The organism is Ktedonosporobacter rubrisoli (genome assembly GCF_004208415.1).
In the GTDB taxonomy this organism is placed as follows: Bacteria; Chloroflexota; Ktedonobacteria; order Ktedonobacterales; family Ktedonobacteraceae; genus Ktedonosporobacter; species Ktedonosporobacter rubrisoli.
This window is the reverse complement of sequence record NZ_CP035758.1, coordinates 8,599,158-8,625,909: the sequence shown is the minus strand read 5'-3', so window position 1 is coordinate 8,625,909 and position 26,752 is coordinate 8,599,158. Positions and strand designations below refer to the sequence as shown.

At 53.6% G+C, this 26,752-nt stretch carries 24 protein-coding genes and 2 tRNA genes; 18 read left to right on the top strand and 8 right to left on the bottom strand.

Annotated elements, in window-relative coordinates:
- The first annotated feature begins 176 nt into the window (after nucleotides 1–176).
- The 13 genes from EPA93_RS37465 to EPA93_RS37405 all read left to right on the top strand — a co-directional run bounded on the left by EPA93_RS37465 (nucleotide 177) and on the right by EPA93_RS37405 (nucleotide 14,328).
- A tRNA-Gly gene (locus EPA93_RS37465) sits at nucleotides 177–251 on the top strand.
- Nucleotides 252–260: 9 nt separating this feature from the next.
- Nucleotides 261–334 (top strand) — tRNA-Cys (locus tag EPA93_RS37460).
- A gap of 51 nt (nucleotides 335–385) precedes the next feature.
- Entirely contained in the window at nucleotides 386–1,225 is an 840-nt protein-coding gene (gene recO, locus EPA93_RS37455; protein WP_129892422.1) for a DNA repair protein RecO, read from the top strand.
- Between the two features lie 282 nt (nucleotides 1,226–1,507).
- Nucleotides 1,508–1,891: a response regulator gene (locus tag EPA93_RS37450; RefSeq protein ID WP_129892421.1), complete on the top strand. Its 384-nt coding sequence runs from the start codon at nucleotides 1,508–1,510 to the stop codon at nucleotides 1,889–1,891.
- Between the two features lie 227 nt (nucleotides 1,892–2,118).
- Entirely contained in the window at nucleotides 2,119–3,516 is a 1,398-nt protein-coding gene (locus EPA93_RS37445; protein ID WP_129892420.1) for a spinster family MFS transporter, read from the top strand.
- Nucleotides 3,517–3,692: 176 nt separating this feature from the next.
- A complete protein-coding gene (gene hisD, locus EPA93_RS37440; protein ID WP_129892419.1) occupies nucleotides 3,693–5,015 on the top strand; it encodes a histidinol dehydrogenase in 1,323 nt (440 codons plus the stop codon).
- 391 nt (nucleotides 5,016–5,406) lie between these two features.
- Nucleotides 5,407–7,341, top strand: coding sequence for a protein kinase domain-containing protein (locus tag EPA93_RS37435; protein ID WP_129892418.1), 1,935 nt, complete (start codon nucleotides 5,407–5,409; stop codon nucleotides 7,339–7,341).
- A gap of 48 nt (nucleotides 7,342–7,389) precedes the next feature.
- Entirely contained in the window at nucleotides 7,390–9,891 is a 2,502-nt protein-coding gene (locus tag EPA93_RS37430; RefSeq protein WP_129892417.1) for a protein phosphatase 2C domain-containing protein, read from the top strand.
- 273 nt (nucleotides 9,892–10,164) lie between these two features.
- Entirely contained in the window at nucleotides 10,165–10,533 is a 369-nt protein-coding gene (locus EPA93_RS37425) for an NADH-quinone oxidoreductase subunit A (protein ID WP_129892416.1), read from the top strand.
- On the top strand, nucleotides 10,524–11,258 hold the full coding sequence (locus EPA93_RS37420; RefSeq protein ID WP_129892415.1) for an NADH-quinone oxidoreductase subunit C: 735 nt from the start codon (nucleotides 10,524–10,526) through the stop codon (nucleotides 11,256–11,258). The genes EPA93_RS37425 and EPA93_RS37420 overlap by 10 nt, the downstream gene beginning before the upstream one ends.
- A 36-nt stretch (nucleotides 11,259–11,294) precedes the next feature.
- Nucleotides 11,295–11,618, top strand: a complete 324-nt coding sequence (locus tag EPA93_RS37415) for a hypothetical protein (protein ID WP_129892414.1) — start codon at nucleotides 11,295–11,297, stop codon at nucleotides 11,616–11,618.
- A 75-nt stretch (nucleotides 11,619–11,693) separates the two neighbouring features.
- Nucleotides 11,694–12,842 (top strand): NADH-quinone oxidoreductase subunit D, encoded by a 1,149-nt coding sequence (locus EPA93_RS37410; RefSeq protein ID WP_129892413.1) that lies wholly within the window; start codon nucleotides 11,694–11,696, stop codon nucleotides 12,840–12,842.
- A gap of 73 nt (nucleotides 12,843–12,915) precedes the next feature.
- Nucleotides 12,916–14,328, top strand: coding sequence for a complex I subunit 1/NuoH family protein (locus EPA93_RS37405; protein WP_129892412.1), 1,413 nt, complete (start codon nucleotides 12,916–12,918; stop codon nucleotides 14,326–14,328).
- A 93-nt stretch (nucleotides 14,329–14,421) separates the two neighbouring features.
- Here the strand turns inward: EPA93_RS37405 and EPA93_RS37400 are convergent, their stop codons facing one another.
- From EPA93_RS37400 to EPA93_RS37385, 4 genes are all read right to left on the bottom strand, one after another.
- Nucleotides 14,422–14,988 carry an SRPBCC family protein gene (locus EPA93_RS37400; protein WP_129892411.1) on the bottom strand — a complete coding sequence of 189 codons (567 nt, stop codon included), beginning with the start codon at nucleotides 14,986–14,988 and terminating at the stop codon, nucleotides 14,422–14,424.
- Complete coding sequence (locus EPA93_RS37395; RefSeq protein WP_129892410.1) at nucleotides 14,975–15,331, bottom strand: ArsR/SmtB family transcription factor; 357 nt, start codon at nucleotides 15,329–15,331, stop codon at nucleotides 14,975–14,977. The genes EPA93_RS37400 and EPA93_RS37395 overlap by 14 nt, the downstream gene beginning before the upstream one ends.
- Before the next feature lie 110 nt (nucleotides 15,332–15,441).
- A complete protein-coding gene (locus tag EPA93_RS37390; protein WP_129892409.1) occupies nucleotides 15,442–15,834 on the bottom strand; it encodes a VOC family protein in 393 nt (130 codons plus the stop codon).
- Between the two features lie 396 nt (nucleotides 15,835–16,230).
- Entirely contained in the window at nucleotides 16,231–16,827 is a 597-nt protein-coding gene (locus EPA93_RS37385; RefSeq protein WP_165423659.1) for a Uma2 family endonuclease, read from the bottom strand.
- 304 nt (nucleotides 16,828–17,131) lie between these two features.
- Here EPA93_RS37385 and EPA93_RS37380 point away from each other — a divergent pair, with 304 nt between their 5' ends.
- Both EPA93_RS37380 and EPA93_RS37375 read left to right on the top strand, forming a co-directional pair.
- Nucleotides 17,132–17,545 carry a PPOX class F420-dependent oxidoreductase gene (locus EPA93_RS37380; RefSeq protein WP_129892407.1) on the top strand — a complete coding sequence of 138 codons (414 nt, stop codon included), beginning with the start codon at nucleotides 17,132–17,134 and terminating at the stop codon, nucleotides 17,543–17,545.
- Between the two features lie 44 nt (nucleotides 17,546–17,589).
- Nucleotides 17,590–18,882, top strand: coding sequence for a multidrug effflux MFS transporter (locus tag EPA93_RS37375; protein ID WP_129892406.1), 1,293 nt, complete (start codon nucleotides 17,590–17,592; stop codon nucleotides 18,880–18,882).
- Nucleotides 18,883–19,037: 155 nt separating this feature from the next.
- Here the strand turns inward: EPA93_RS37375 and EPA93_RS37370 are convergent, their stop codons facing one another.
- From EPA93_RS37370 to EPA93_RS37360, 3 genes are read right to left on the bottom strand one after another with little or no spacing between them, the layout of a single operon-like run.
- A complete protein-coding gene (locus tag EPA93_RS37370; RefSeq protein WP_129892405.1) occupies nucleotides 19,038–19,682 on the bottom strand; it encodes a phosphatase PAP2 family protein in 645 nt (214 codons plus the stop codon).
- A 1-nt stretch (nucleotide 19,683) separates the two neighbouring features.
- Nucleotides 19,684–20,652 carry a glutamate racemase gene (gene murI, locus EPA93_RS37365; RefSeq protein WP_129892404.1) on the bottom strand — a complete coding sequence of 323 codons (969 nt, stop codon included), beginning with the start codon at nucleotides 20,650–20,652 and terminating at the stop codon, nucleotides 19,684–19,686.
- Nucleotides 20,653–20,673: 21 nt separating this feature from the next.
- On the bottom strand, nucleotides 20,674–22,341 hold the full coding sequence (locus tag EPA93_RS37360; protein WP_129892403.1) for an acyl-CoA mutase large subunit family protein: 1,668 nt from the start codon (nucleotides 22,339–22,341) through the stop codon (nucleotides 20,674–20,676).
- A 203-nt stretch (nucleotides 22,342–22,544) separates the two neighbouring features.
- On the opposite strand from EPA93_RS37360, the gene EPA93_RS37355 reads away from it, so the two are divergent.
- Nucleotides 22,545–23,609 (top strand): alpha/beta hydrolase, encoded by a 1,065-nt coding sequence (locus EPA93_RS37355; protein ID WP_207229301.1) that lies wholly within the window; start codon nucleotides 22,545–22,547, stop codon nucleotides 23,607–23,609.
- A 123-nt stretch (nucleotides 23,610–23,732) separates the two neighbouring features.
- Here EPA93_RS37355 and EPA93_RS50590 read toward each other — a convergent pair whose 3' ends face one another.
- A complete protein-coding gene (locus EPA93_RS50590) occupies nucleotides 23,733–24,308 on the bottom strand; it encodes a biotin/lipoyl-containing protein (protein ID WP_165423658.1) in 576 nt (191 codons plus the stop codon).
- 485 nt (nucleotides 24,309–24,793) lie between these two features.
- On the opposite strand from EPA93_RS50590, the gene groES reads away from it, so the two are divergent.
- Both groES and groL read left to right on the top strand, forming a co-directional pair.
- Nucleotides 24,794–25,084 (top strand): co-chaperone GroES, encoded by a 291-nt coding sequence (gene groES / locus EPA93_RS37345; RefSeq protein ID WP_129892401.1) that lies wholly within the window; start codon nucleotides 24,794–24,796, stop codon nucleotides 25,082–25,084.
- A 25-nt stretch (nucleotides 25,085–25,109) separates the two neighbouring features.
- The gene (gene groL / locus EPA93_RS37340; protein WP_129892400.1) at nucleotides 25,110–26,735 is read left to right on the top strand and encodes a chaperonin GroEL; all 1,626 of its coding nucleotides are present in this window, start codon (nucleotides 25,110–25,112) and stop codon (nucleotides 26,733–26,735) included.
- Nucleotides 26,736–26,752 lie beyond the last annotated feature (17 nt).

Sequence of the window (26,752 nt, the reverse complement as noted above, 5' to 3'; positions counted from 1 at the left end):
GAAGGTGCCGGCCCTGGACGCGGCCGCAGGCCAGTTGGTCCAGCCAACGAATTTTGCGCCATTCGCCAAAACTCATTAAAAAGTGGTTGACAGGAAGCCTGGAGTATGGTATTTTAATAGCGCGAACGAAAGAGTAGCGCGAACTTAAAAAATAAAGTGACGCGCAACGGCAATAAGCGGGAGTGGCTCAGTGGTAGAGCATCTCCTTGCCAAGGAGAAAGTCGCGGGTTCGATCCCCGTCTCCCGCTCCACACCATTAAGGCGACGTCGCCAAGTGGTAAGGCACGGCTCTGCAAAAGCTGCATCAGCGGTTCGATTCCGCTCGTCGCCTCCAGAGAGACGTGATACTTATCACGTCTCTTTTACTTTTCCAGGATTTCCACTCATGCGACATCAGCAACAGCGTAGCTACCCCATCGAAGCTGTCATTCTTAAGCATTCTGACCTTGGCGAGGCGGATCGTATCTTGACGCTTTTTACACCTCAAAAAGGTAAGTTCCATGCAGTCGCCAAGGGCTCGCGCCGGCCAATTAGTAGGAAAGCCGGGCATCTGGATCTGCTTACTCATAGCCAGCTGCAAATGGCTCAGGGCCGCAATCTTGATATTGTCACCCAGGCCCAGAGCATCGAAAACTTTCTCCATTTGCGCGATGAGCTCTGGCATACTACCTGCGCTTTTTATCTGGCCGAAATGGTCGATCGCTTCATTGAAAACGATACGCAGCATCCCAACGTCTATCGTTTGCTGCTCGAAGCTTTACGCGGCCTTGATAGCGATGCGCTTGCTCTGCAGGGCCAGCGCGCGCAGGAAGCTCTCTCGGTTGAAGACGAGCAGAGTCGCGCGCAGCTGCTTACGCGCTACTTCGAGATTAACTTGCTTTCGTATATTGGCTACGAACCAGTTTTCCGCGTCTGCGCACATTGCGGCTCAGAGCTACAGCCGGAAGAAAATGGCTTTACGCCTTCGCTGGGTGGTGCGCTCTGCCCGCGCTGCTCGCATCTGTGGGCCCAGGCCCTCTCGGCCAATGCGCTCAAAGTTTTACGCCTCCTGCAACGCGCCGACGACTGGCAACATGTGCCACGGATACGCCTGACGGCTCGTCTGCATGCAGAGATCGAAACAGCCATGCATAGCCTGCTCCGCTATCATCTCGAACGCGATCTGAAATCCTGGAGCTTTTTAGAAATGCTGCGACTGGATAGCCGCGTCCGCGAGAAAAACTAGCCTTCACCTGCCGTATCCCCAACCTGAGTAAGCTACCATCGGCCGCGTCCTTGGATTGTATAGCGACTTCCGCTTCCAGTATTAGCTTACTCCTTCTTTGCCTCAGCTTCATACGTATAACTTCATACAAAAAAGTATTATATATATTGTGTCCATTACCTCGTGCATAAAAATTCTATTAATTTCAGACCTAAGCTCTGCACTTTGAAACTTTCCCCCGGCACATAACGTGAAGAATACATAGGGATTTTCGATCCCAACCGAAATTAGGGGAGTAAGTCAATGCTAGATCAAGATAACGCAAGTAAGCTGATTCTGGTGGTGGAAGATGATCACGATGTGGCCGATTTCATTTTCCAGGCCCTCAAAGGCGAAACTCCCTACGAGATACTGCTGGTCAATGATGGTCACGAAGCGCTCAAACTTATACAGAGCAAGCGGCCCCAACTCTGTTTATTAGATTACCAACTCCCTCACATGAACGGCTTAGAGCTCTATGAGAACATGATCACTACCGATGAAAGCCTTAAGGCCATGCATGTGCTTTTTATGAGTGCGAGCATTCCTAAAAGTGAGATGCATCAGCGCCATCTCTTATATATAGAGAAGCCTTTCGAATTAGATCTATTTCTCAACTTAGTCGATAATTTACTAACTCAGCAATAGCGACATCCGAGGCGAATGCTGCAGCATTCGCCTCCCGAGCCCGCATCTCTCCGTTGTCTCCATGCTATAATACGCTCAACAGTTTTTATTGATTTCATGTAAGAGGCAGCTTATCGCCAAGGAAAGGAGGATTGTCGCCAGCCTGACAACGGGACAGGAATCTGGGGAAGCCGTAGAAAAGGGAAGTAACAACAGAAGATTTGCTTAGAGAAAGGTGCAAAGACTGTATGGCCCTCACCTGGAAAACTCTTACGCGCTTCGGCAGTAGATATGTCTTCTGGATCATGTTCGCCATCAGCTTCCTTAACTATTTAGACCGCTATGTATTAGTTGGAGCGGCGAACGTTATTGCCAAAGAACTCAATTTTCAGCTTGATGGGATTGGTTTCGTTACCTCGGCCTTCTTAATCGTCTACACGTTGGGCACAATACCGCTGGGTCTCTGGGCCGATCGCTCCCAGCGCAAAAGTGTTGTCGCGCTCTGTGTGGGACTCTGGAGCGTAACTACCGCCTTAACCTCACTGGCCACCAATTTTCTTTCGCTTTTTATTTTCCGCATGATTCTTGGCATCGGCGAGGCCGGCTATTTTCCTGCAGGAACTGCGCTGATGAGCGACTATTTCGATCGCGAGAAACGTTCGCGCATTATGAGCTGGTGGAGCATTGCCCAGTTGCTTGGTATCCTGGGAGGCTACGAGCTGGGAGGCGTGCTGGCCGGTCTCTATTTTGGCAGCTGGCGCCTGGCCTTCCTCTTTACTGGCTTACCAGGTCTGGTCCTGGCTATTCTGGCCTGGTTCATCCGTGAGCCAGGGCGCAACGAGGCTGATGAGAAAAGGCTCTCCGTCCAGCCTCAAGACCTCCTGGCAGGCGAGGAGAGCATAGCCGGCGCGCAAAAAGGAAGCACGCTCAGGGCCAGCTTTAGTAAGATGTGGTCCTTACTGCGGATCAAAACGCTGGTAGTATTAATCATCATGCAAGTCTTTGCCTATTTTGTGCTGGGAGTCAGCACAACCTTTCTGCCAACCTATCTGCAGCAAAAGGATACCTTTCATCTCTCCTCGGGAACGGCCGGCCTCTATTCAGGCGGAGTTATCGTTGTCGCCGGCATCATAGGTACGCTCCTGGGCGGATATATGGCCGACATGCTCAACCGGCGCCATCCAGGCTCGCGCGTGCTTGTATGTGGCGTTGGTTTTCTGGTCGGAGCGCCGGCCTTTGCCGCAGCCATGCTCTTCCACAATATCGTCTCTTTTACTATCTTTTTCGTACTCTCGGCTATTTTACTTACCATCTATACCGGCCCCTGTACGGCTGCGACCCAGGATGTAGCGCCGGCGGCCCTGCGCGCCTCGGCCGTGGCCATTTCTCTGCTTCTTGCCCATCTCTTCGGCGATGCCTTCTCCCCATCCATCGTGGGTATTTTGGCCACAGCCCTCGATCCAACGCATGGCTTGCATTTTCAAGCTGGCATGGCCGGCCAGGATCTAAGCATAGCTATCCTGCTTACCTGTGCTCCTGCTCTCTTTATCGCTGGCCTGGTGGGCATTCTCGGCGCCCGCTGGATGCGCGATGATGTGCAGGCCGCCGAACGCGCGGATCTCTTGCTGCGCGCCTCCGAAGCCTAGTCCCCGGGCCACCTCTCGGAAACTTTTCACCTGCGCCACTTTTCCGAGGGGTGCCTGGCTGTGCTATAGACAACTTAGCCTCTCTCACGTATCATAAAGACGGGGCGAAGGACAGAAAACAACTCGCCAGATATTAGCACCCCACGAAGTTTAGGCTCCGATGAGGAAGAAATACGATGATTCATTTTTACGAATTAGCAAAACTAGATACTACTCGACGCGCTCGCCTCTTGCGTCGAGCCGAAGTGGCAATTGACGACCTCATAGATTACGTGCGTCCGATTGTGCATGCTGTACGTGATCGCGGCGACGAGGCGCTCATTGAGTTTATGGCCCGCTTTGATCGCGTCAAGCTCACGCCCGCACGCCTGCGCGTCGATCAGGCAACCATTGAGCAAGCTTACGACAAGCTTGATAAGGATGTCTACGCGGCAATCAAGCATGCTATCAAGAATGTGCGCACATTCCATGAACGGCAGATGCCACATGAGCAATGGTTCACTCAGGTAGCGCCCGGAGTGATGGCAGGCGAGAAGATCACGCCCATCAGCAGTGTCGGTCTTTATGTGCCGCGTGGCAAAGGAGCATTCCCTTCTGTGATGTACATGCTTGCGACGCCGGCCAGCATCGCAGGCGTGCCGCGCATCGTTGTCTGCACGCCGCCGGGACCCGATGGCGAGATTGATCCTGCCTCGCTTGTCGCTGCCGATCTGTGCGGCGTACACGAAATCTATCGCGCCAGTGGAGCCCAGGCGATCGCCGCGTTGGCTTATGGCACAGAAAGTATTGCGCGCGTCCATAAGCTCACCGGACCAGGCAGTCCCTACGTCTCGGCGGCCAAACGCTTGCTCTATGGTACTGTTGATGTTGGCTTGCCGGCCGGGCCCAGCGAATCGATCCTTCTTGCCGACGAAAGCGCAGACCCTGAGCTTGTTGCGCGCGATCTCCTGATTGAGGCTGAACATGGCCCCGACTCTTCTAGCCTGCTCGTTACTGACAGCCAGGCCCTGGTTGAGGCTGTCTTGCCGGTGCTAACAGCCAGGCTTGAGGCGCTGCCTCAGTGGCGCCAGGACTTCTGTCGTGCGGGCTTTGAAGGAGAAAAGGGCACAGGTGGCATTGTCCTGGCGCCCGATATGGCAGAGGCTATCAAATTTGTCAACGAGTACGCTCCTGAGCATCTAGAGGTCCAGGTACGCGAGCCATTTGCAATCCTGCCGGAGCTAAAGAATGCCGGCGAGATCCTACTTGGCCCCTTCACGCCAACTTGCATCGGAAACTATAGCCTTGGCACCAACGCCATTTTACCAACTGGCGGCTTTGGCCATACGTTCTCCTGCACCTCTGTCTACGACTTTTTAAAGCGTACAGGAATAGGATATCTTACTCAGGAAGGTTTGGCCTCTCTCAGCGAGACAACTCGCCAGCTGGCAGAATTTGAGGGCTTCCCTGCCCATGCGCGGGCCGTCATCGATAGGCCAGCGCCATCATCACAATCCTAAAGCTCATTGACATGCTTGCAGGCTCAAACAGTGAGCAGGAAAAAAGCTTCTTTCATGCCATCAAGCGAGCATAAATTATAGCTGACTGATGGCACAATTATGGTTAGAGGGGGTTGCAAAGAACCCCCTTCTCTCTATATACTTCTTTCCGAATGGCTCTTAACTTTGGGCCTGCATTTTCGGAGGCAGGTAAGGGTGTTGCACACTCCGCAAAACTGCAGTCAAATCGGTTACTGCGCATAAGTGGAAAGATGTGTTATAATGCCCCCAATATAAAAAGCTAAGAGCGAGATGGAGAATAAGTTTTCTTGAGCTCCTCATAGAGCCAGTAGAAGGCAGTATATCTCACAGAAAATAAGGGAGTTCAAGCAGTAGGTTACGGTGTAAAAGTATGGCACAAAATTATCCGTCTGATCCAAACAATGGGGCCTATGCGAGTAGTTCTGCTGTGCCGTCAAGTGGGCCTGGCAACAGCGGCGCTACGCCAGATTCTTCTTTAGCTTCATCAGCTCAGCCAAACGCGGCTGGTGGGTCCAGCAGCGGGCAGTTTGTAGCCACACCGTCCTCAAACAAGTCAACCCAGGAAGGCGAGAATGTCCGCCATCGCCGCCTATCCTCAGGCGTAATGCTCTCAGCTGGCCGCTACCAAATCGATAGGCTGATAGCCGCTGGCGGCATGGGAGCCGTTTACAAAGCCATAGATACGCGCTTTAAGCGCCCCTGCGCCGTCAAAGAGATGCTCGACGAGTTTCATAACGAGAGCGAGCGCAACCAGGCCGTAGAATGGTTCTCGCGAGAAGCGACGTTACTGCTTGATTTGAACCATCCCTGTATTCCCCGTGTCCGCGATTTCTTTATGGAAGAGGGCCGGCACTATCTGGTCATGGACTTTATCGAAGGGCGTACGCTTGGTGACATCCTGGAGCAAGATGGCAAGGTAGCCGGCGTCAATGGAGCCCATGGCATTGAGGAGGCGCGCGCGCGCAGCTGGGCACAGCAAGTCTGTAGTGTGCTGGGATATCTGCACCGTCAGAATCCGCCAATCATCTTCCGCGATCTTAAACCATCCAACATCATGGTCACGGGCCGGGACGAGATTAAATTGATCGATTTCGGTATTGCTCGCACCTTCCAGTCGCAGCGCCAGGCCACGATTATTATGACTATTGGGTATGCGCCGCCCGAGCAATTACACGGCATGCCCGAGCCACGCAGCGACCTCTACGCGTTGGGAGCAACATTACACCGCCTGCTTACGCATCATGATGCAGTCAATAATAAGCCTTCCATCTTCTCGTTCCCGCCCGTGCGCACCTTGCGCCCGGATATCTCGCCAGCTTTTGAGCAAGTGCTCATGAAAGCTCTGGCTCCTGCACTGGAGCAGCGCTGGCCCAACGCCATGGAGATGGAGCGCGCACTGATGAATCTGCCACCCATCAGCGCAGTGCCACCCGCCATGCTACCTAACCTGCCAGGAGGTGCGGCGCCACGACCGGTCAATCCGGCTACCCCTTCTAGCGCTTTTCCTCGCTCTGGCACGCCATCAACACCCGTTAGCCCTACTCCTGCCCCCGGAACTGGTCCACAATCTGGTACCGGCCCGCATCAGGGAACTGGCCCTTCCACACATACAACAACGGGGCCGGCCGGTCCTCATATCGCCGCTGCTCTGGCCCACCTTGCCGGTGGACGTATTGAGCCGGCGCATGCCGCTGTGATGCAGGCATTTGGTTTAGAGCCGAATAATGCACTGGTGCATAAGATCTTTGGACAGGTTTTTGCCCGGCGCGTTCCTCCTCAAATTGATTATGCCATTCGTGCGTATAACCGTTCTCTCTCGCTTAATCCAGAAGACGCCGAAACGCATAAACTTGTGGGCGACGTTTCTCTATTCTTACGTCAACAGCCCCTGCAAGCGATCCCTGCCTATATACAATCTCTACGCTTAAAACCCGAAGATTTTGAAACTCATCAGCGTTTAGGCCAGTGTTACGATAAGACGGGGCAACTTGATGCTGCCCTGAGAGAATACCAGGAAGCAGCGCACCTGGCACCCAAACAACCTCCCCAGCCGGCCGTACACTATGCGCTAGGACAGCTTGCTATGCGGATGAACCGCTTCGCTGTGGCTGAGCAGGCCTTTGTCCAGGTGCTCGTCATTAATCCGGCCGATCACCAGACGCGCTTCTTACTGAGCCAGGTCTATGAGCACGAAAATAAATTTGAGGATGCGTTCCGTGAATGTAGTTACGTTATAGGTCCTCTGGGTGCAAATCCAGCAGTGCAACAGATGTACCAACGTTTACGAAATCGATTAGGACGATAAGAGGCAATCTTCTATGCGCTGTGTATCCGGCATGAAGGGAATTTATCAATGAGTACGCATAGTTTCAAGACCACGCGAAAGAGGCGAGCAAGCTGGTACGCCTGCTCTATTCTTGGTGGGTTCCTTATTGCCTTGCAGGCAGTGCTTGTATCTCCTACTGCTTTCGCAGCTTCTACTAGCGTGGCGGATATGCCCAGGGATGTGGTGCGCCCTGGCGTTTCTGTGGTTCGTCTCATCGCCTCTTATACCCAAGCAGAGACAGAGAATAGGCCCGCACCCAATGAGATCAAATGTACTGGCCTTGGCGTTCTGATCGACAGCTGGCCCTCTACAAATAGCTCAGATCAGAACAATTGGATTCTTACCGATGGCAATCTCGTCGGTTCCAGCGGGGAGGTGAGCTGTATCTCTTCCCATCCGGCGGCCAAGCTCTCTTCGGTAGAGTTGATCTTCAGCAATCTGTATAATCCCGAGTTTATTGCCTATACCCTCTCGGTCCCTTTAACTATCCGCTGCCTCAAAGACAACAACTGTAGCAACGGACCCGCTCTCTTTGCCTTCAATACCGATTCTGCCCATACCTTGCCGTTCCTGAGTATCGCTAATACTAATACGGCCTCAGCGCATGGGATCGAATTAACGAAGAGCTCATCTTCCCTCTCAACGCCACCTCTTGCCAATAATAATAATGCTGCGCTCAACGCCCAGTATGAGCAAGTAGCACGCCAATTCCTTTCTCCCAATAGCATTGCTCTCAACACTATGCAAGGGAGCGAGCCCGGCACTCCGCTGGTAAATCAGGATGGGGAACTGACAGGTCTGCACCTGCAAGATTCGGCCTCGCTTACGCTTAGCGATATTAAGCAATTCCTGAAGCAACAGCCTGAACTGGCTGTGCCCCACCTGAATACTGTTGCCGATAGCTGGGCGCGTGGCATCACTGATTATTATCAGCTAAAAAATTACACTGATGCGCACATTGCCTTTCAATCAGCAGCTCAGGCAAACCCACAGTTCGCAGCGGCTGCCGATTTTGCTAAACTTTCTCTTAACGCGGCCGGCAGCGGAGAACAGCGCAATCCCTCTCTAGACCAGCAACAAAATAGCATTTCCCTTTTCGGCCTATCCCTCCCACTCTGGCTGCTGAGCATAGTAGGGCTAGGTATTCTCATCGGGCTCTTAATTCTGGCCAGCTTGCTATTCGGGCGCTCGCGCGCACTTCGTAAGAGGCGTGAGCATGCGCTGAATGCCGAATATGCGGAGGCCGAGCGCAAAGCCGCCATCGATGCGGAGCGCATAGCCGCTATGGAGGCCCAGCAGCAAACATGGACGCAGCCTACAGCGCCGATCCCAAATGAGACGCCCGCGTCTGTTAGCAATGCCAGTACCCACCCGCTACCTACAGAGGAATTACACTGTCCACGCTGCGGGGAGCCGGTATTAAAGGGCGCTAATTATTGCTCTAACTGCCGTTTGTTCCTCTCACCCTCGGAATCAGGCCTTCATCTTCGCATCCCCCCTCTATTGCTCCAGCAGCCCACCGCCCCTATCGTTCCTAACAATTCGATAGCCGAGCAGCCCACAATCGAGATGAGGCCCGAAGCGGCAAGAAATGGGCAGACAAACCAGATAGACAAAGAGGCTACTATGCATTTCGCACCAATTCAGTCGCAGGATGAATTATCAGCGACGATCATACCGCTGGATACCAGAGCCAGCACGCGCACAAATCCTGGTATCAAACGCAAGCACAAGCCCAATGAAGATAGTCACTTCGCGGCCCAGGGCACGCTGAATATATCCTCGCATCCGCTGCGCTTCGGCCTGTTCGTAGTCGCCGATGGCATGGGCGGGCACGCCAATGGGCAGGATGCGAGCCGCCGCGCGATACAGACCATCGCCGATTTTATGCTGCCCCGCCTTATAAAAGAGGTGGATATTCAGGATAGCGCGCCGGGCCAGCTTCTTGCCGAGGCTGTGCAAAGCGCCAATCTAGCCGTGCATCAAAACAACATGGAGCTACATGCCGATATGGGCACGACTGTCACGGCGGCCTTCGTCGTTGGCTCGACTGCCTATGTCACCAACGTTGGCGACAGCCGCACTTACCTCTATCGCCTATCGCAGGGGCTGCGCAAAATTACGCTTGACCATTCGGTCGTGGCAAGCCTGGTTGAGGCAGGGATCATCAAGCCTGACGATATCTACACCCATCCCAAGCGCAACCAGATTTATCGCAGCCTCGGCGAGAAGCCAAATGTGGAGGTAGACCTCTTTACTGTGCCCCTGGAGTTGGGGGATAAGCTTATTCTCTGCTCCGATGGCTTATGGGACATGGTACGCGATCCCAAGATCGAAGAGACCATAAAGAGCCATACTGACAATTCTGAAGAATGTGCCGAGGCGCTCATTCAGGCCGCGCTCGATGGCGGTGGCGAAGACAATGTTACTGTCATCGTGGCTGAAATTATCAAGGCAAGCAAGCAGACCCCGATAACAGGCATCCAATTGCTGGCCAAGCCCGAGACCGTACAGATTCCGCAGCTATAACCTGCGGGTCCACGAGGATAGAACACACTTGGCGAAATGCATTATACAAGCAAGCCAGGTGTGTTTTTTTCAGTCACAAGTACTTTCAGGGTCGATAGCTGAGCCTCCTCTTTGGGCTACCGGCCGGCTCAGTTCTCATGGGCGGCCAGGCGGTAAACGGCCGGGCCCCCTCCTGTCAGGGCAAATTGTCGCACCTTCCCCCCTGTGCTATAATCAAAACAGCATTTCTAGCCTTTGTCGAGATAACAAGGGTAATTGTTGGGAGGAAAGCTTGTGTCAACACCAGCCAATATTGGATATCTCTATGCAGGCATTCTATTGGCGGCCGGGTTCGTATTTGTGATTGTCGCAATGGTCCTTGCGAACCTGCTTGCACCTCATAATAGAACAAGAGAAAAACTACAGACATATGAGTCTGGTGAAACTCCTATTGGTTCTGCCTGGGTTCAATATCCGCTAGGTTTCTACATTTTTGCATTACTTTTTGTTGCCTTCGATGTTGATATCGTCTTCATCATTGCCTGGGCAATCATTTTTAAGCAGTTAAGTCTTTTCGGCTTTTTTGAAATTCTCTTCTTTATCATTGTTCTTGCGCTCGGTCTTGTCTATGCATGGCGTAAGGGGGTAACTCGATGGATTTAGTACCACGTTCAACGAGTGTGCCCAGTGCAACTACTGGTTATCGCGATCAGAACGCAGCTCTGGCCCGGGATCTGGCTCCTATTGCCCAGATAACCGGCAAGCCGCTTGCCCCAAGTACGCTTAAGGGCGATTTCCTGGCACTGGACATAGATCGTGAGCACCTTGTAGCTGTATGCCGCTTTTTGCGCGACCAGCTTGGTTTTGATCTCCTCAGCTGCATCTCTGGAGTAGACATGCTCGATCACCTGGAAAGTGTCTACCACGTCAGATCTGTAGCGCGCGCACAGCTCTTACAGGTCAAGGTTCGCCTGGACCATGAGAAGCCCGAAGTCGATAGTGTGGTCTCGGTCTGGCCAACAGCCAACTGGCTGGAGCGCGAAACTTATGATATGTATGGCATTCGTTACATAGGCCACCCTGATTTAAGACGTATGCTGCTTGACGACGACTTTGAGGGGTATCCCTTGCTCAAGAGTTTCCACCAGGTACCCTTTACGAATAAGCCTCGCGCCACAACACAGGTTGATCCTAATATGGCTGTCGCGGGCCCATTCCAACAGCAGAATCTAGAGCGCGTCGTACAGAAAAAGCTGGGACAGGGCTTGAGCGAACGCCTGCACCCTGGCACGCCTACCTTTGGCCATAATTCAAGTTACCAGGAAGAAGATGAGCAGGTAACGCCGAGCGCTGAAGGGAAACGGACCAACCAGGAACAGGAAAAGTAGATCCACTGAGGATCGGCCAGGATATGAGTAGGTGCGATGCCAAAAGCTAAAACACGTAAAAAGGGAACACGTCAACGCTCGCTAGATACGCGAAATGCCACGGATCTCTCATCAAACGTCAGCAGTAACGCGGCAAGCGCGCAAAGCGCGAAACGCTTGCCTGTCGCCAGGCGTGTTCGTATGCAAGATATAGTCATGTCGGCTATGGTAGCGCTTGGCTGCTGGGGATTGGCTTTATCTTTTGTATTTTTCTCTTCCGATGCCAATCGCTACCTGTTCGGAGTTATGGCCGCACTGATGGCATTGATATGGTCATATAGGTTTGCTACACAGCTACGCAAGGGATTGCAACAAAAATAAATTGTATAAATGTCACGTTGGAAGGTGCCCCGCCTGTCATACGTATAGATTGAAACATATATAACGAGGAAACTCATGGCAACAGAACAAGATACAGGCATATCTTCTCCAGGTGCGGAAAACGGAGAAATTAAATCGCAAGAGATGTTGCTCAACATGGGGCCGCAACATCCAAGTACTCATGGCGTGCTTCGTCTCGTGCTCTCTCTTGAAGGCGAGACGGTGACTAGCTGCACGCCTGTTATTGGCTATCTGCACCGCGGTATCGAAAAGATTCTGGAGAATCGCCCGATCATGGGCGGTATCCGTTACATGGATAACGCCGATTATCTTTCCCCCATGCTCAACGAGACTGCTTATGCAGGGGCCGTCGAGCAGTTGATGGGCATCGAGCCTCCACGCCGCGCGCAATATATTCGCCTGCTGGTCGGGGAGCTGCAACGTATCGCCAGCCACCTTGTGGCTATCGGTACCTATGGTATGGACCTCGGCGCGTTTACGCCTATTCTCTGGGCCTTCCGCGATCGAGAAGGTATTCTCTCTCTCTTTGAGGCTCTCGGTGGCAGTCGCTTTAATGTGAACTATATGCGCGTTGGCGGAGTGCTGCACGACTTCCCAAAGAACTGGCTCAAGGAATGCGAAGCCTTCCTCAACCAGCTTGAAAAGAATGTTGACGAGCTGAGCAGGCTGCTCACAGGCAATGAGATCTTTATGGCCCGCACGCAAGGCGTGGGCTATATCGATCCACAACAGGCCATCGCCTATGGCTTAACTGGCCCGATCTTGCGTGCCAGTGGCGTCAACTGGGATCTGCGCGTTAACCGACCCTATATGGCCTATCGCGAGGTGGCAGTCAATCCACAGGTCCGCCAGGAGGGCGATTGCTTTGCGCGTTACATGGTGCGCCTTAACGAAATCTACGAGAGCATTCGTCTCTGTCGTGTAGCCATCGATCAGATGCCGGGCGGCCCTATCGGAACACGCACACCTATCGCGCTGCGTCCACCAAGAGGCGAGACGTACTTTGGCCTGGAGAGCAGTAAGGGCGAGCTCGGGGTCTACTTTATCAGCGACGGGAGCGAATATCCCTGGCGCGCCAAGCTACGCGGTCCGTCCTTTGTTAATTTACAAATTTTGCCCGAGTTGTTGCGCGGGCACAAGATGAGCGATGTAATTGCTATTATGGGTAGTCTGGACCTCGTGCTAGGTGAGGTTGATCGATAAAAAAGATGTGAAATAGCGAACAAGTAGAGCGAGCAGCCTCGCGTTCGCTTTTCACTGTTGGAGTTATCCTGATATGTACTCAATACCTTTAGCTGATGATCTGGGCTCGCAACTGCTACACGGCATCATTTCATGGCAGTTTTTGCAGTTTGTGGTGTCCTTCCTGACAATCTTCGGTTTTATCATGACCAGCGCGGTGATCCTGATTCTGTGGGAGCGCAAATTTATGGGCTGGATGCAGGATCGCTACGGCCCTATACATACGGGTCCCTGGGGCCTGTTACAGACGGCGGCCGACGTTGGTAAGCTGCTGCTGAAAGAGGATATCCACGTGGCCAATGCCGATAAGGCTACTTTCTTGCTGGCCCCTTCGGTGTTCCTGGCTCCTGTGGTGGCGGCCTTTGCCGTTATGCCTTTCTCTCCCTATATCGGCATTCCTGGTAGTGCGCTGGCGACCGGCATTATTTACTACGTTGCCATGAGCTCTATCGATGTGGTGGGCGTGGTTATGGCCGGCTGGGGCTCAAACAATAAGTATGCTATTATCGGCGGCTTACGTTCCGCATCGCAGATGATCTCTTACGAATTGCCTCTTGTGCTCTCTCTGGTGGGCGTGGTTATCCTTACCAGCGTGCTGGCCGGCCACCCCGGCTACCCGGGCCAGGATGGCATAGGGACGATCTCGCTGCGCGAGATTATGGACTTCCAGAATATCTGGCACAAGACCGGCATCGGCATCCTTGATTTCATCTTTGAGGGCTTTACGCCCTGGGCCTGGTTCTTCCTGGTTCAGCCTTTGATGCTGGTGATCTACTATACCTGCGGTCTGGCCGAGACAAACCGTTCGCCCTTCGACCTGCCAGAGGCAGAGTCGGAACTGGTCGCCGGCTATGCCACCGAGTATAGCGGCCTGCGTTGGGCTCTCTTCTACCTGGGTGAATATGGCAATATGGCCATCGTCTCTGCGGTTGCCAGCTATCTGTTCCTTGGTGGTTTCTCAGGCCCTGGCGTGGCCTATCTCACCGGCCTCAATTCACTATGGTGGGGCTTTGTTGGCAATATTCTGGGTCTTGTCTACTTCATTCTCAAGATCTACCTGCTCTGTTCAGTCTTTATCTGGGTGCGTACAACGCTGCCGCGTCTGCGCGCTGACCAGCTGATGCAGTTCGCCTGGCTGATCCTGATTCCTGTCACTCTTGGCAACATTGTGGTGACGGCTCTGCTCTACCTGGTTGCCGTTCAGGCTCTGGGCCTGCCCATCCTGGCGTTCCTGATTATCGTGGGCGTCGTCAACTGGGCAGCTTTCTTCGGCTTCGTCTGGATAGTTGGACGCGTTACCGTTTCTTCTACCCGCAAGGCGATGGCGCCAGCGATACGCGCTCAGCGCCGCGCGGCAACCTTACCAGCTACGCCGCTACGCGAAGGTGGGGCCGGTCAGGCTCCCCAACTTCCCCAGCACGCGGGAGTGGCCAGCGGCCAAAAGTGACGTACTAAAGCTAGATCAAGTTAAGCGCTCAACGCTCTGTTGGGCGCTTTTCTTTTGCATCCTCTCCTTCAGTTCACCCTGGCTTTAGCAGGCTCAGGACCTGGCAATTTCGGATGACCAGCGCGGAACTGCGATCCCGAATTGCTGAGCATACTCCGAATTGAGCCGAGGCCAGTCAAACTTCATCGCCTCGCCACCCACAATGCGACCGATGGGAGTTCCGCTAAGCAGATGATCCAGAACATCGAAACAAATGTGCCATCCTGCAGCCCCCATTGAGATGAAGCGGCGATCGATAGCGTACCACAGGGTCAGGCGCGTACCACCAGCAATGGCTTCGAGTTCCCAGCGAATAGCGTCTCCGCCCCAGGTATACTCAAGCACCCTGGGAGCGTCGGCTCTCGTCACTCTTGTTTCGGAAATCTGCGCCCTTGGCGCTCCCACTATGCTAAGCTTGACTGTGGTTCCAACTGTACTCAGACTCCCATCGGCTTCAAAGGGAGCCCACTCGCGCAGATGTGCCGGATCGGTAAGTGCTAGCCAGACTTTTTCGGGCGCGTGTCGCAGCTCTCTAACGAGAATGAGCGTCCACTTGTCTCCATCCTTTTGTACCTGCGCCCCGTGGGCTGGGCCTGGTGCGTACTGCTCACGCTCGGTCATCTCTATCTTCTCCTTGTCTTCCTTCTTGTTGGGTCAATTGATCCATATGGTCGAGATGGCGTTCGAGGGCATCCACGTGAGCGGACCAGAATCGGCGGAACGGAGCTAGCCAGGCATCCACCTCCTGAAGGGGTTCGGGGTTCAGGCGGTAGAGCCGGCGCTGTGCGTCCACAGTGGATTCAACAAAACCGGCCTCGCGCAGCACGCGTAGATGCTTTGATACGGTCGGCTGCGGCATATGAAGTTGCTTCCCAATCTCACCAACCGTCTGCGGTGAGAAGGCCAGGAGGCTCAATATTGCACGGCGGTTCGGCTCCGCAATGATTTCGAACACAGATTCCACGCTCTTAGTATGCTCCATACAACGGCAGCGCACCGGGAGCGCTGACCCACCGAGGTTCAAGTCGCGGTCGTCAGTGCCCAGCGAGCTGCCATCCTGCTAAATAGCAGCCCTTAATGGCGTGCCAGTTGAGAGATTTGAATGAGGTTGCCGCAGGTATCGTTCAGCACCGCAATGGTCGAGCCAGTCACGTCAGTGGGTGGCAGCGTGAACTCGGTGCCATAAGCCTTGATACGCTCGTAGTCGCCCTTGACATCGTTGGTGTAGAACATGGCTGCAGGCTGGCCCTGTTGAAAGATTGCCTGCTGGTACGCCCTGGCTGCAGGATTGTCGTTAAGCGCCAATTGCAACTCAGTACCGTCCGGCTCCTCTGGCGAGGCTACGGTCAGCCAGCGATATTGACCCTTACCGACATCGGTCTTCTTGACAAAGCCCAGTACCTCCGTATAGAAGCGCAGAGCCCTATTCTGGTCGTCCACATATACGTTGGTCACTTTGATTCTCATGTCTTTCTCCTTTGTTACGCTCGCGGCCTGGGCCGCGTCGTTTTCTCCCTGTCATCTTTTCGCTGGTGTTGACTGCTTCCATATGGTCGATAGGACGTTCGAGAGTATCCAGGTAAGCAGGCTGATAACAGCTTGACTCATTGCGCGGCTGAGTGACGGGCCCCGGAGACTCAACCTCGCACGGCAGGCAATGCAGCATCGCATCTACTTCGAACGCAAGTTCCATGTCCTTAATATACTTCATAAAGTATATACGTGTCAAGGTATATAAGGGAGAAGATTTCAATATGCAAAGTTATTATGAATAACTATCATGTGATTATGTTAGATATGATTTGCACGCATTTAGGGAATCATCTATCCTCATAGCAAGCCAAGACAGGTTGAGCTAGTATCTCAAATGGCGATGCAATGGCTATACGAGGCCGTATAGAGCTCATCAAGGGAAACTGTAAGATCCAGGCTCATCAGCTCAATTTCCTCGCCAGGTCCGTAATATTGCGGCTGCCAGCCGTTAACTTTGCGATAGGCCTCGACCTTATATTGCTTCTGGTGAATAAGCACATATTCTTGCAATGAGGGCAGACTTTTATACGCTTCGAACTTTTCTGTGCGATCTATACGCTCTGTCGCTGGAGATAGCGCCTCGACGATGAGATGGGGAGAACGAATTAAGGTGGCATTATTGCGGTAATCGGCAACGTCGCAAGTAACGACGACATCCGGCAAAACGCTGCGCTCCTGGGCAATCAATACATACATATCAAAAAAGGCATGGCACGGACCACTTGCCAACTGCTCTTCAAGCAGGCGATACATCTTACCGGTCAGGCGGCTATGATTAGCCGTTCCTCCTGACATCGCATATGCTCTACCATTGATATATTCATAGCGTACAGCGGTTGCCTGCTTCGCCAGCTCTTCAAACGCCTCTACGCTCATCTGCTCACCATGATGAGGCGGTAATTCCTGCTCTTGATCTCCCTGAAACATCTTCTCCCACCTTTTTAGCACACAAAAACCTATCAGCATTATACATGGCTTTGTGGAATACTGCAAAGTCTCGCTCACATCCATTGGAGGGGTGTCGGAGTAGAAAAATCCAAGACACAGCAGCTCTTGCTTCGTCCTTCAAGCGGTTGCCTAATATGCAAAGCATTTATGAATAAATCTCATATGATTATGTCAAACATGATTTGTCCTCATTGAATAGATCATATATACTTCTGGCAAGTAACGAAATGGAGAGAAGCACCCCCCTCATGAGGGGACGTTATAGAAAGGAACTTTTCAAATCATGATAACGATTCCTGAATCTCATCGCGATCTCCTGCAATCAACTGCAGTGGCATATATGTCGACTATCGGGTCCAGGGGAGAGCCGCAGGTAAGCCCTGTCCTGTTTGGCTGGGATGGGACGCAGCTCTTTTTCACCATGAACAAAATACGCCAGAAATATCGCAATCTCTTGCGTGAGCCACGTATTGCGCTGGCTATAGCCGATCCGACAAATCCCTATCGCTCTCTTGAGATCCGCGGCAAGGCTGTGCGTATTGAGGACGATCCTAATTACCACATCGCCAACGTGCTCTCACAAAAGTACACGGGAAAGGATGCGACTCCCAATATGCTGCCTGGCGAGCAACGCGTCGCCATTTTTGTCGAACCAGAGCGCGTCTTTGTCTTCCCCTTCCAGGAAGACAAGAAATAATCAAAAGCAGGCTATCTACAGGCCACACAGAAAGAGCAAAGCGTATGTCCAGCAGGGATAATTCATCAACACACTATAGCGATCTAGCAGCCAGGCCTTCCTCTAGCTTCGCGGAAAGCGAATCGGAGGTGATCGGCAGCAAGCAAGCATCGATGCGGGTCAAACTCAGGTACGTGCTTATCCTGGGTGGCTTGACGGCCTTTGCGCCGTTGTCTACCGATATGTACTTGCCCTCGCTTCCATCTGTCAGCCATGATCTAAGCGCCTCCATGGCACTTACGCAAATCACCTTAACGGCTTGCATCCTGGGCCTGGCCTTTGGTCAGGTCGTCATTGGACCAATTAGCGATGCACGCGGACGGCGCGGGCCGCTGCTCCTCAGCATTACTATCTATACGCTCACATCGCTGCTGTGCGCCATTGCTCCTTCGGTGACAGTTCTACTGCTGCTGCGTTTTATGCAAGGCTTCGCCGGAGCTGCCGGGATCGTGATTGCTCTTGCCATTGCCCGCGATCTGTACGCCGATCAGGCCCTGACGCGCTGCATCTCTCTGCTGATGACTGTCAACTTTCTCGCGCCCATTATCGCGCCAGTTCTTGGCGGTCAATTGCTCACCTTCACTTCCTGGCATGGAGTCTTTGTCACGCAAGCTATCCTTGGCGGCATCGCGTTTCTTGCCTTTGCTCTGGGAATCGGTGAGACGCTAGAGCCGGAGCGCCGCCAGAGCAGTGGTATCTCGGCCACCTGGCAAGCCATGCGTATGCTGCTGGCAAACCGGCCTTTCTTCGGTTATGCGCTTTCCAGCAGTTTCGCCTTCGCGGCGGCCATGGTCTACATTTCCATGTCGCCCTTTGCCCTTGAGAACATCTACGGCCTCTCGCCCCAGATGTTTGGCCTGCTCTTCGGCGTCAATGCTCTTGGCCTGGCCGGCATGAGCCAGCTGAACGCCAGGCTTATAAACCGCTGGCCAGCCCAGAAGCTCCTTAGCGTTGGAATTGCTATGCTCTCCCTGGCAGCTCTGGCCCTGCTGCTGGTTGTCCTGGCCGGCATTGGCCTTAGCGGAATCCTACCACTTTTATTCGTGTTTGTGGCCAGCCTGGGCTTGATCGTGCCAAATGCGACGGCCCTGGCTCTGGCCGCCACCGATACCCGGACAAGTGGAAGTGCCTCTGGACTATTGGGAATGCTACAATTCGCAGTTGGGGCAGTTTTGGCGCCCCTCGTGGGCCTTGGCGGCACAACAACTGCCATACCAATGGTAGCAGCCATCGCAGCCTTTGGCATTGCCGCCCTCATCGCCTTCCTGATCCTCTGCCAGCCTGCGCGGACCTCATAGGATCAGAATGTGCTTAAGATGGCCAGCCATACGCAGAAGGTCTTCATCTGACCAAGACTGAAAAAATGCTCTGTAGTCTCTTTGAGCGCTATAAAGCCTGCAGAGCAAGCCAAAGGACTCGGAATCCCTTGCCGAGTCCTTGTTATTGTTGGGGATTAGATGCCGCGTACGACCAGCACAATGGCGGACAGGGCGATGCTTACCAGCGAGCCGGCAATCACTTGCGCAACTGTATGGTGACGCAGAACGACCCGCGACCAGCCAACCAGCACGACGAGCAGATAGGCCGGCAAGACAATGATGCCATACAGGGCCGTCAGAAAGGTAACGGCTACCCCCATCGAAGCTGCATGAATACTTATCTTCCACCAGTGAGTTGTAATCATCAATACAAGCCCACCAAATATAGCAATGATGAGCAAGGTTTGCAGATTACGCGGCGCGTGGATTAGCGAGAGCAAAAATAGCCCTAGCAGGGTCGAGATCAGCATAAAGAGAAAGGGGCCATTTCTCTGTGTACGCACGCTGACATCTAGATCTGTGAATTTCCCCTTGCGCACGCCTATCAGAATATAGAGCAAAGGCCCAATACTCACAAAGAGCAGGGTTAAAAAGACGTGGCCCGCGACTTTGAGCGGAGAATTATGCTCATGATAGAGGGCGGCCAGCGTGACAAGAGGCAATGAAATGGTCATGGGTGAAAGAATATTCGATATATAGCGTGCTATTCTTAAATGCATATATTTAGATCTACCTGGCATTATTAAAGGGCTCTCATCGAGCGCTACATGATCCGGCATATCACTCCTTGCTGTACTCTTGCATATGAATTTGTTGAACATCGACAGGATAACCGAGGAGCTGGCTGGCAACCTGTCCGAAAGCCTCGGCCTCACCGCTACAGTAGACCTTGAGCAAACCCGAGACCGCAGGCTCATCGAGGGAACGCGTGAGGCCCTCCGAATCAAGGATCGAATGGGTGCGGCGCGCGATAGCAGCTCCACTATCAATGACCTGCACTTGCTTGCCAACAATACGCTCAATAGTAGATCTTAAGGCCGGAAAATGAGTACAGCCCAGTACCAGCACATCGATATTCCTGGCGAGCAAGGGATCTAAGGCTTCGTGCAGAGCCGTCTCAACCCGCGGGCCTGCGAACTCGCCGCCTTCCACCAGAGTCACAAGTTCCGGGCAGCCCACAGCATAGACCTGCAGCCCTGCCGCAAAATCATCTATAAGCTGCTGGAGGTAGGCCGCCTGGGCCGCCCGACTCGTCGCGACAACGCCAATGCTGCCGCGCTTCGTGGTCCGCGCCGCCGGCTTTATGGCCGGCACAACTCCGACAAAGGGGACGGAGAAGGTCGCGCGCAAAGTATTGAGCGCGGCCTGTGAGGCAGTATTGCAGGCCACGACGATAAGCTTCGCGCCCTGCTCAAGCAAAAAACTACTGGCCTCCACGGCCAGAGCAGTGATTTCGGCCTCGCTACGCGAACCATAAGGGCAATGTGCGGTATCCCCAAAATAGATAAAAGCTTCGCCTGGCAATTCGCGCTGCAAGGCTGAGAGAATCGTGAGCCCTCCGACTCCCGAATCAAAAACACCAATGGGGGCTAAGGAGCGATCAAGCGTTGTAGAGGAGCTACCCGTGCTGAAGTGTGCCGCTTCTGCAGCGGCACTTTTATCATTGAAGGCATGATCGCTACGCTCGGCATCGCGTGCAGGGTACACAACGTGTGTCTCTGCTTCATCATCTGAACTCCAATATTTCATAACCGGTTTGTTTCGTTTCTATTACTCTAAACTACGGAACTCATGCTGCTCACCGAAGACGCGGCGCATGGCATCACTAATCTCGCCGAGGGTTGCATAGGCTTCAACTGCATCGATAATTAAGGGCATGAGGTTCTCGGTTCCTGCCGCTGCCTGTTCAAGCGCCTGCAATTTCTCTTGCACCTGTAGATTATCTCGGCGCAAGCGCAGCGCAGCCAGCTTCTCTTTCTGGCGCCGGGCCACTTCGGGGGTCACACGCAGCAAGGTGGGCCGCTCTTCTTCTTCCGTCACAAAACGATTTACGCCAACCACTATGGCCTGCTCATGCTCAAGGGCCAGCTGGTACTCATAGGCTGCCTGCTCAATCTCGGCTTGCATAAAGCCGCGCTCGATAGCCCGCACACTGCCCCCTAGCTCGTCAATCTTATGGATATACGCCCAGGCCTGCTCCTCTAGCGTATTCGTAAGGGACTCAATAAAATAGGAGCCGGCCAGCGGATCGACAGCATCGGCAACTCCCGTCTCATAGGCAAGGATCTGTTGAGTACGGAGAGCGACGCGGGCCGAGGCCTCGGTAGGGAGGGCCAGAGCTTCATCTCTTGAGTTTGTATGCAACGATTGGGTCCCGCCAAGCACGGCCGCCAGAGCCTGATACGCGGTACGCACGATGTTGTTATCGGGCTGTTGCGCGGTCAGGGTCGAGCCCGCGGTCTGCGTGTGAAAGCGCAGCATCAGCGAGCGCGGATCTTTGGCCTGGAAACGCTCGCGCATAATTGTGGCCCACATGCGACGGGCCGCCCGAAACTTGGCAACTTCCTCAAACAGGTTGTTATGGCTATTGAAGAAAAAGGAGAGCTGGCCGGCAAAACGATCGACATCCAGACCCGCCTCAATAGCCGCCTGCACATAACTCATGGCGTTGGAAAGCGTAAAGGCAATCTCCTGGACCGCCGTAGCTCCCGCCTCACGAATGTGATAGCCACTGATACTTATCGTATTCCAGCGCGGGAGATTCTCGGCACAATAGCGAAAAATGTCGGTGATGATGCGCATCGAGTGCCGTGGTGGATAGATATAGGTACCACGGGCCGTATATTCTTTTAAGATATCGTTCTGCACGGTTCCTGAGAGCTTGCGGATGTCTGCGCCTTGCTTTTTGGCGACAGCTATATAGAGAGCAAGTAAGATGCTGGCAGTAGCATTGATCGTCATGGAGGTACTGATACGTTCGAGCGGCAAGCCGCTTAGCAGGGTCTCCATATCTTCAAGACTGGAGATGGAAACGCCTACCTTACCAACCTCACCTTCGGCCAGCTGGCTATCTGCGTCATAGCCCATTTGCGTGGGCAGATCAAAGGCCACAGAGAGACCTGTCGTCCCTTGCGAAAGCAGAAAGTGATAGCGTTTATTAGATTCTTCGGCGGTGCCAAAGCCCGCGTATTGACGCATCGTCCACAGGCGCGAACGATACATACCCGGGTGTATACCACGCGTATAAGGGAATTCGCCTGGATAGCCTAACTTCTCATGAGGAGCAAAATCACGTAGATCTTCTTCAGTTGAAAGATCAGGTACTTCTATATTCGAACTCGTGACAAACTTTGACTGTCGCTCTTTGGCTTTTTCGCGCGCCCGTCGCGCTGTGGTTTGGCGCCACTCCTCGGCGCTCTTGCTCAGACGTTGATCCATGCCGCATCCTCCTTTGTATACCTCTCGAATTATAGCATATGCCGAATTGTTAGAGTACTTATCTGCACTAAAGTAGTCATCTAGTTCTATAGCGTCAATGTGTTATCTTACGAAAAAGCATGACTCGTCAGTCATATTTGTGGCATAATAAAGCAATATAGCTGTGTTTGTGCTATTTCTATAACCGAGGAGGCCCACAACTTATGGATACGACATCAATCTTCCCCGGCATCTCTTCAAGAAGCATACAGACAGCGCGGCTAGAAATAGCTTACCTGCAGGCTGGTACCGGGAATATTCCGCTGGTACTGATCCATGGCAATTGCTCATCTTCCCTTTTCTTTCAGAGCTTTATGCAAGCCTTGAGTGCAACGGGGCGCTACATTATCTATGCGCCCGATATGCGCGGCTATGGTGAGAGCGCAGGCGCTCCTGTCGATGCAACGCGCGGCTTACGGGATTTCTCAGACGATATCCAGGCCTTTGTGCAAGCTCTGGGACTCCCTCCATTCCATTTGTTCGGCTGGTCGCTGGGCGGTAACGTTGTGATGCAATATGCGCAGGATTATCCCGGAACCCTGCGCTCATTGACGCTGCAGGCGCCCGGCTCGCCCTTTGGCTTTGGTGGTACCAGAGATGTGCAGGGTACGCCTACCTGGCCCGATTACGCGGGCAGTGGCGGCGGGACTGCCAATCCGGAATTTGTGCGCCGCCTGGCTCAGGGAGACAGAAGCGACGACGCGTTCTCGCCGCGTGCAACTATGAATACCTTTTATTTTAAACCGCCATTTCGTGTCTCTCCCGAGCTTGAAGAGCTCTACGTTTCCGCGCTATTGCGTATGAAGGTGGACCCAGGCAATTATCCTGGCGATACTGAAAGCTCTGAGCACTGGCCCAATGTTGCGCCAGGCAAGCTAGGCGTAAACAATGCGCTTTCGCCAAGATACTTGAACCAGGCCTCGTTCGCTCATTGTAGCGCGAAGCCGCCTGTGCTCTGGATACATGGTGCAGATGATCAGATCGTCTCGGACACTTCCATGTTTGATTTTGGCTATCTCGGGCAACTGGGAGCTGTTCCGGGCTGGCCGGGAGCCGAGATCTACCCAGCTCAGCCCATGAAGGCTCAGATTCGCTACGTCCTGGAAGCATATAAGGCCAACGGCGGAGCATATAGCGAGGTTATGCTAGCTGAGTGCGGGCATTCGCCACATATCGAAAAGCAGGATGAGGTAGTTGGACTCTTCACGGCTTTTGTGGATACCCATTGATTCTCCTGGCGCGCAGGCGTAAGATAGCCAGCCTGTTTACCGGCGAAAGGGGACGATTCCCGTTTCAGCACAAGACTGTACAGGATCATCCTCTTTCCCTCTAAAGGAAGCATAAGCCGCTGACTATTCCTGCCCCTTGATCACCACCAGCGCATCTCCCTGGTCAACCGTCTGGCCCTTGCTGACCCGAATTTCCTTCACCACACCAGAGATAGGCGCCGGCAGATCATTCTCCATCTTCATAGCCTCTAATATCACCACTGTCTGACCGGCCGACACAGTTGCGCCCTCCTCTACAGACACGCCTACCACCAGGCCGGGCATCGGCGCCTGGACGGCGGCCTCCCCCTGTCCTGCCGTGGAGCGCACAAGGCCGGCTAAAAGCTTTGCGCGCTCATCCTCAACAGTCACCTCAAAACGTTGGCCCGCCAGCTCGATCTCATAGGTCTGGCTATCCTTCTGCTCAGGCCTTGTAATGCGGCGGGCGAAGATCTCATAAGAAATACCATTAATCAGCAGGCTATAGCGGCCGCCCTGGCCCTCCTGGCTGGCGTGCCCCTGGGCATCGGCGACAAGAGGGGCGAGTTGCTGCCAATCGATGGCATACGCCTTGTCCTCCACAGTCACGCTATTGCGTTGTCCATTTTCGCCGGTATCGATGTGATAAGCCTGCTTGTTGACAGTTGCGATGTACGGCATTGTATGATCGTCCTCAACATATGTAATTAATTTATGCTCCATTGTATCATATTGGGAAATTCTAACATTCCTCTAACAAAACTCCTATGCGCTTCTAACAAAGTTTATGCGATACTCTCATGCAGAGGCGAAGCAAGGTATAGAGAAGTTGGGATAAGAGGATATGCACGCAGAGAATGAGTATCCACAAAAGAACATCGGTGAGCCAAGAGCACAGACACGGATACGCTGTGCCAACTGCGATATTGAGATCCTCTGGCCTCCCACAGTCGTGCAGGGAAAAACCTATTGCTGCACCGGGTGCGCTGCTGGTGGCCCCTGTAACTGCGATTACTCCCAATATCGTTCTGTGAGCATCGCTGGTGTCATTCATTATGGAATAAGCGCGGACGAGGCATCAGCCCGCCCACCTATACCTCAAAAGAAGCCTGAATAACCGTAATTCTGTGTAAATACTTGCATACAAAAGGAAGGCGGTAGACGTAGTGGCAAAGATCCGTCCTGTTGGCGACCGTGTGGTCGTAAAACCTGCACCAAAAGAAGAAGTAACCAAGAGTGGTATTGTGATCCCTGATACAGCCAAAGAGAAGCCCCAGGAAGGCACAGTCGTTGCCGTTGGCGGCGGCCGCTTGCTTGACAATGGTGAGCACGCTGCAATCGACGTCCACGAGGGGGACCGCGTTCTGTTCGCCAAGTATGGCGGTACTGAATTTAAGCTGGATGGTGAAGAGTACCTGGTGCTCAAGGAAAATGATATTCTCGCCATTATTGGCTAGTTGAAAGGGAAGGAATTACAACGATATGGCAAAACAGCTTGTATTTAACGATGAGGCCCGTCGTTCTCTGAAGAAGGGCATCGACGTACTTGCCGGTGCTGTTAAGAGCACCCTGGGCCCCAAAGGACGTAACGTTGCCCTCGATAAGAAGTTTGGCGCTCCTTCTGTCACCCACGATGGCGTCACCGTTGCTAAAGAAATAGCCCTGGAAGATCCTTTTGAGAATATGGGCGCTCAGCTCCTCAAAGAAGCCGCCACCAAGACCAACGATGTCGCCGGTGATGGCACCACTACAGCGACAGTCCTGGCCCAGGCTATCGTCAACGAGGGCCTGAAGAACCTTGCCGCTGGGGCCAATCCTATGCAGCTCAAGCTTGGCATCGATAAGGGAACCGAGGCAGTTGTGGAGCACATCCGTCAGCTGGCTATCCCGGTTGAAAGCAAGAAGGAGATCGCCCAGATCGCCTCTATCTCGGCGGCAGATGAGCAGATCGGCGAACTTATCGCTGATGTGATGGATCGCGTCGGTAAAGATGGCGTGATCACAGTTGAGGAGTCTCGCGGCATCAACTTCGAGACCGAGTATGTCGAGGGTATGCAGATCGATAAGGGCTACATCTCTGCTTACTTCGTGACCAACTCAGAGAAGATGGAAGCCTCTCTTGAGAATCCCTACATCCTGATTACTGACAAGAAGATCAGCGCGGTACAGGATATCCTGCCTCTTATTGAAAAGATTGTCCAGCAGGGTCGCCGCGAGATCGTAATCATTGCTGAAGATGTCGATGGCGAGGCACTGGCAACCCTTGTCGTCAACAAGCTGCGCGGTATCCTCAACGTCCTGGCCGTTAAGGCTCCTGGCTTTGGTGATCGCCGCAAGGATATGCTGCGCGACATCGCTGCTCTGACCGGCGGTCAGGTGATCAGCGAAGAGATGGGCCGCCGCCTTGATAGCGCCACCCTGGCCGATCTGGGTACCGCTCGCCTGGTTGTTTCGCACAAGGACGATACGACGATCATCGAGGGCCGTGGCAATTCTGAAGATATTCAGGGCCGCATCCGCCAGATCAAGGCTCAGATCGAGGAGACGACAAGCGACTACGATCGTGAGAAGCTGCAGGAGCGCCTGGCTAAGCTCTCAGGTGGCGTTGCTGTCATCAAGGTTGGCGCCGGCACCGAGGTTGAGCTGAAGTACCGCCAGACCCGCGTTGAGGACGCGCTCTCCGCAACCCGCGCCGGTGTCGAAGAGGGCATGGTCCCCGGTGGTGGCGTGGCCCTGGCCAATGCCGTTAAGGCTCTTGACAACCTGAACCTGAGCGGAGATGCGGCAACTGGTGTTACCATTCTGCGCCGCGCTCTTGAGGAGCCCCTGCGCCAGCTCGCCGTCAATGGCGGTAAAGATGGCTCGGTGATCGTCGAAGGCGTACGCCGCGCTCAGAAAGAGAAGAACAACGAGCACATTGGCTACAACGTCCTCAGCGACTCCTATGTCGATATGGTCGAGGTCGGTATCATCGATCCTGCCAAGGTTACCCGCTCTGCTCTGCAGAACGCTACAAGCATTGCCGCAATGATCCTGACCACCGAGGCTCTTATCACGGATCTGCCCGAGAAGGAGAAGCCCGCTGCTCCTGCCATGCCTGAGTACTAGTCGTCAGCAGTCGGCAG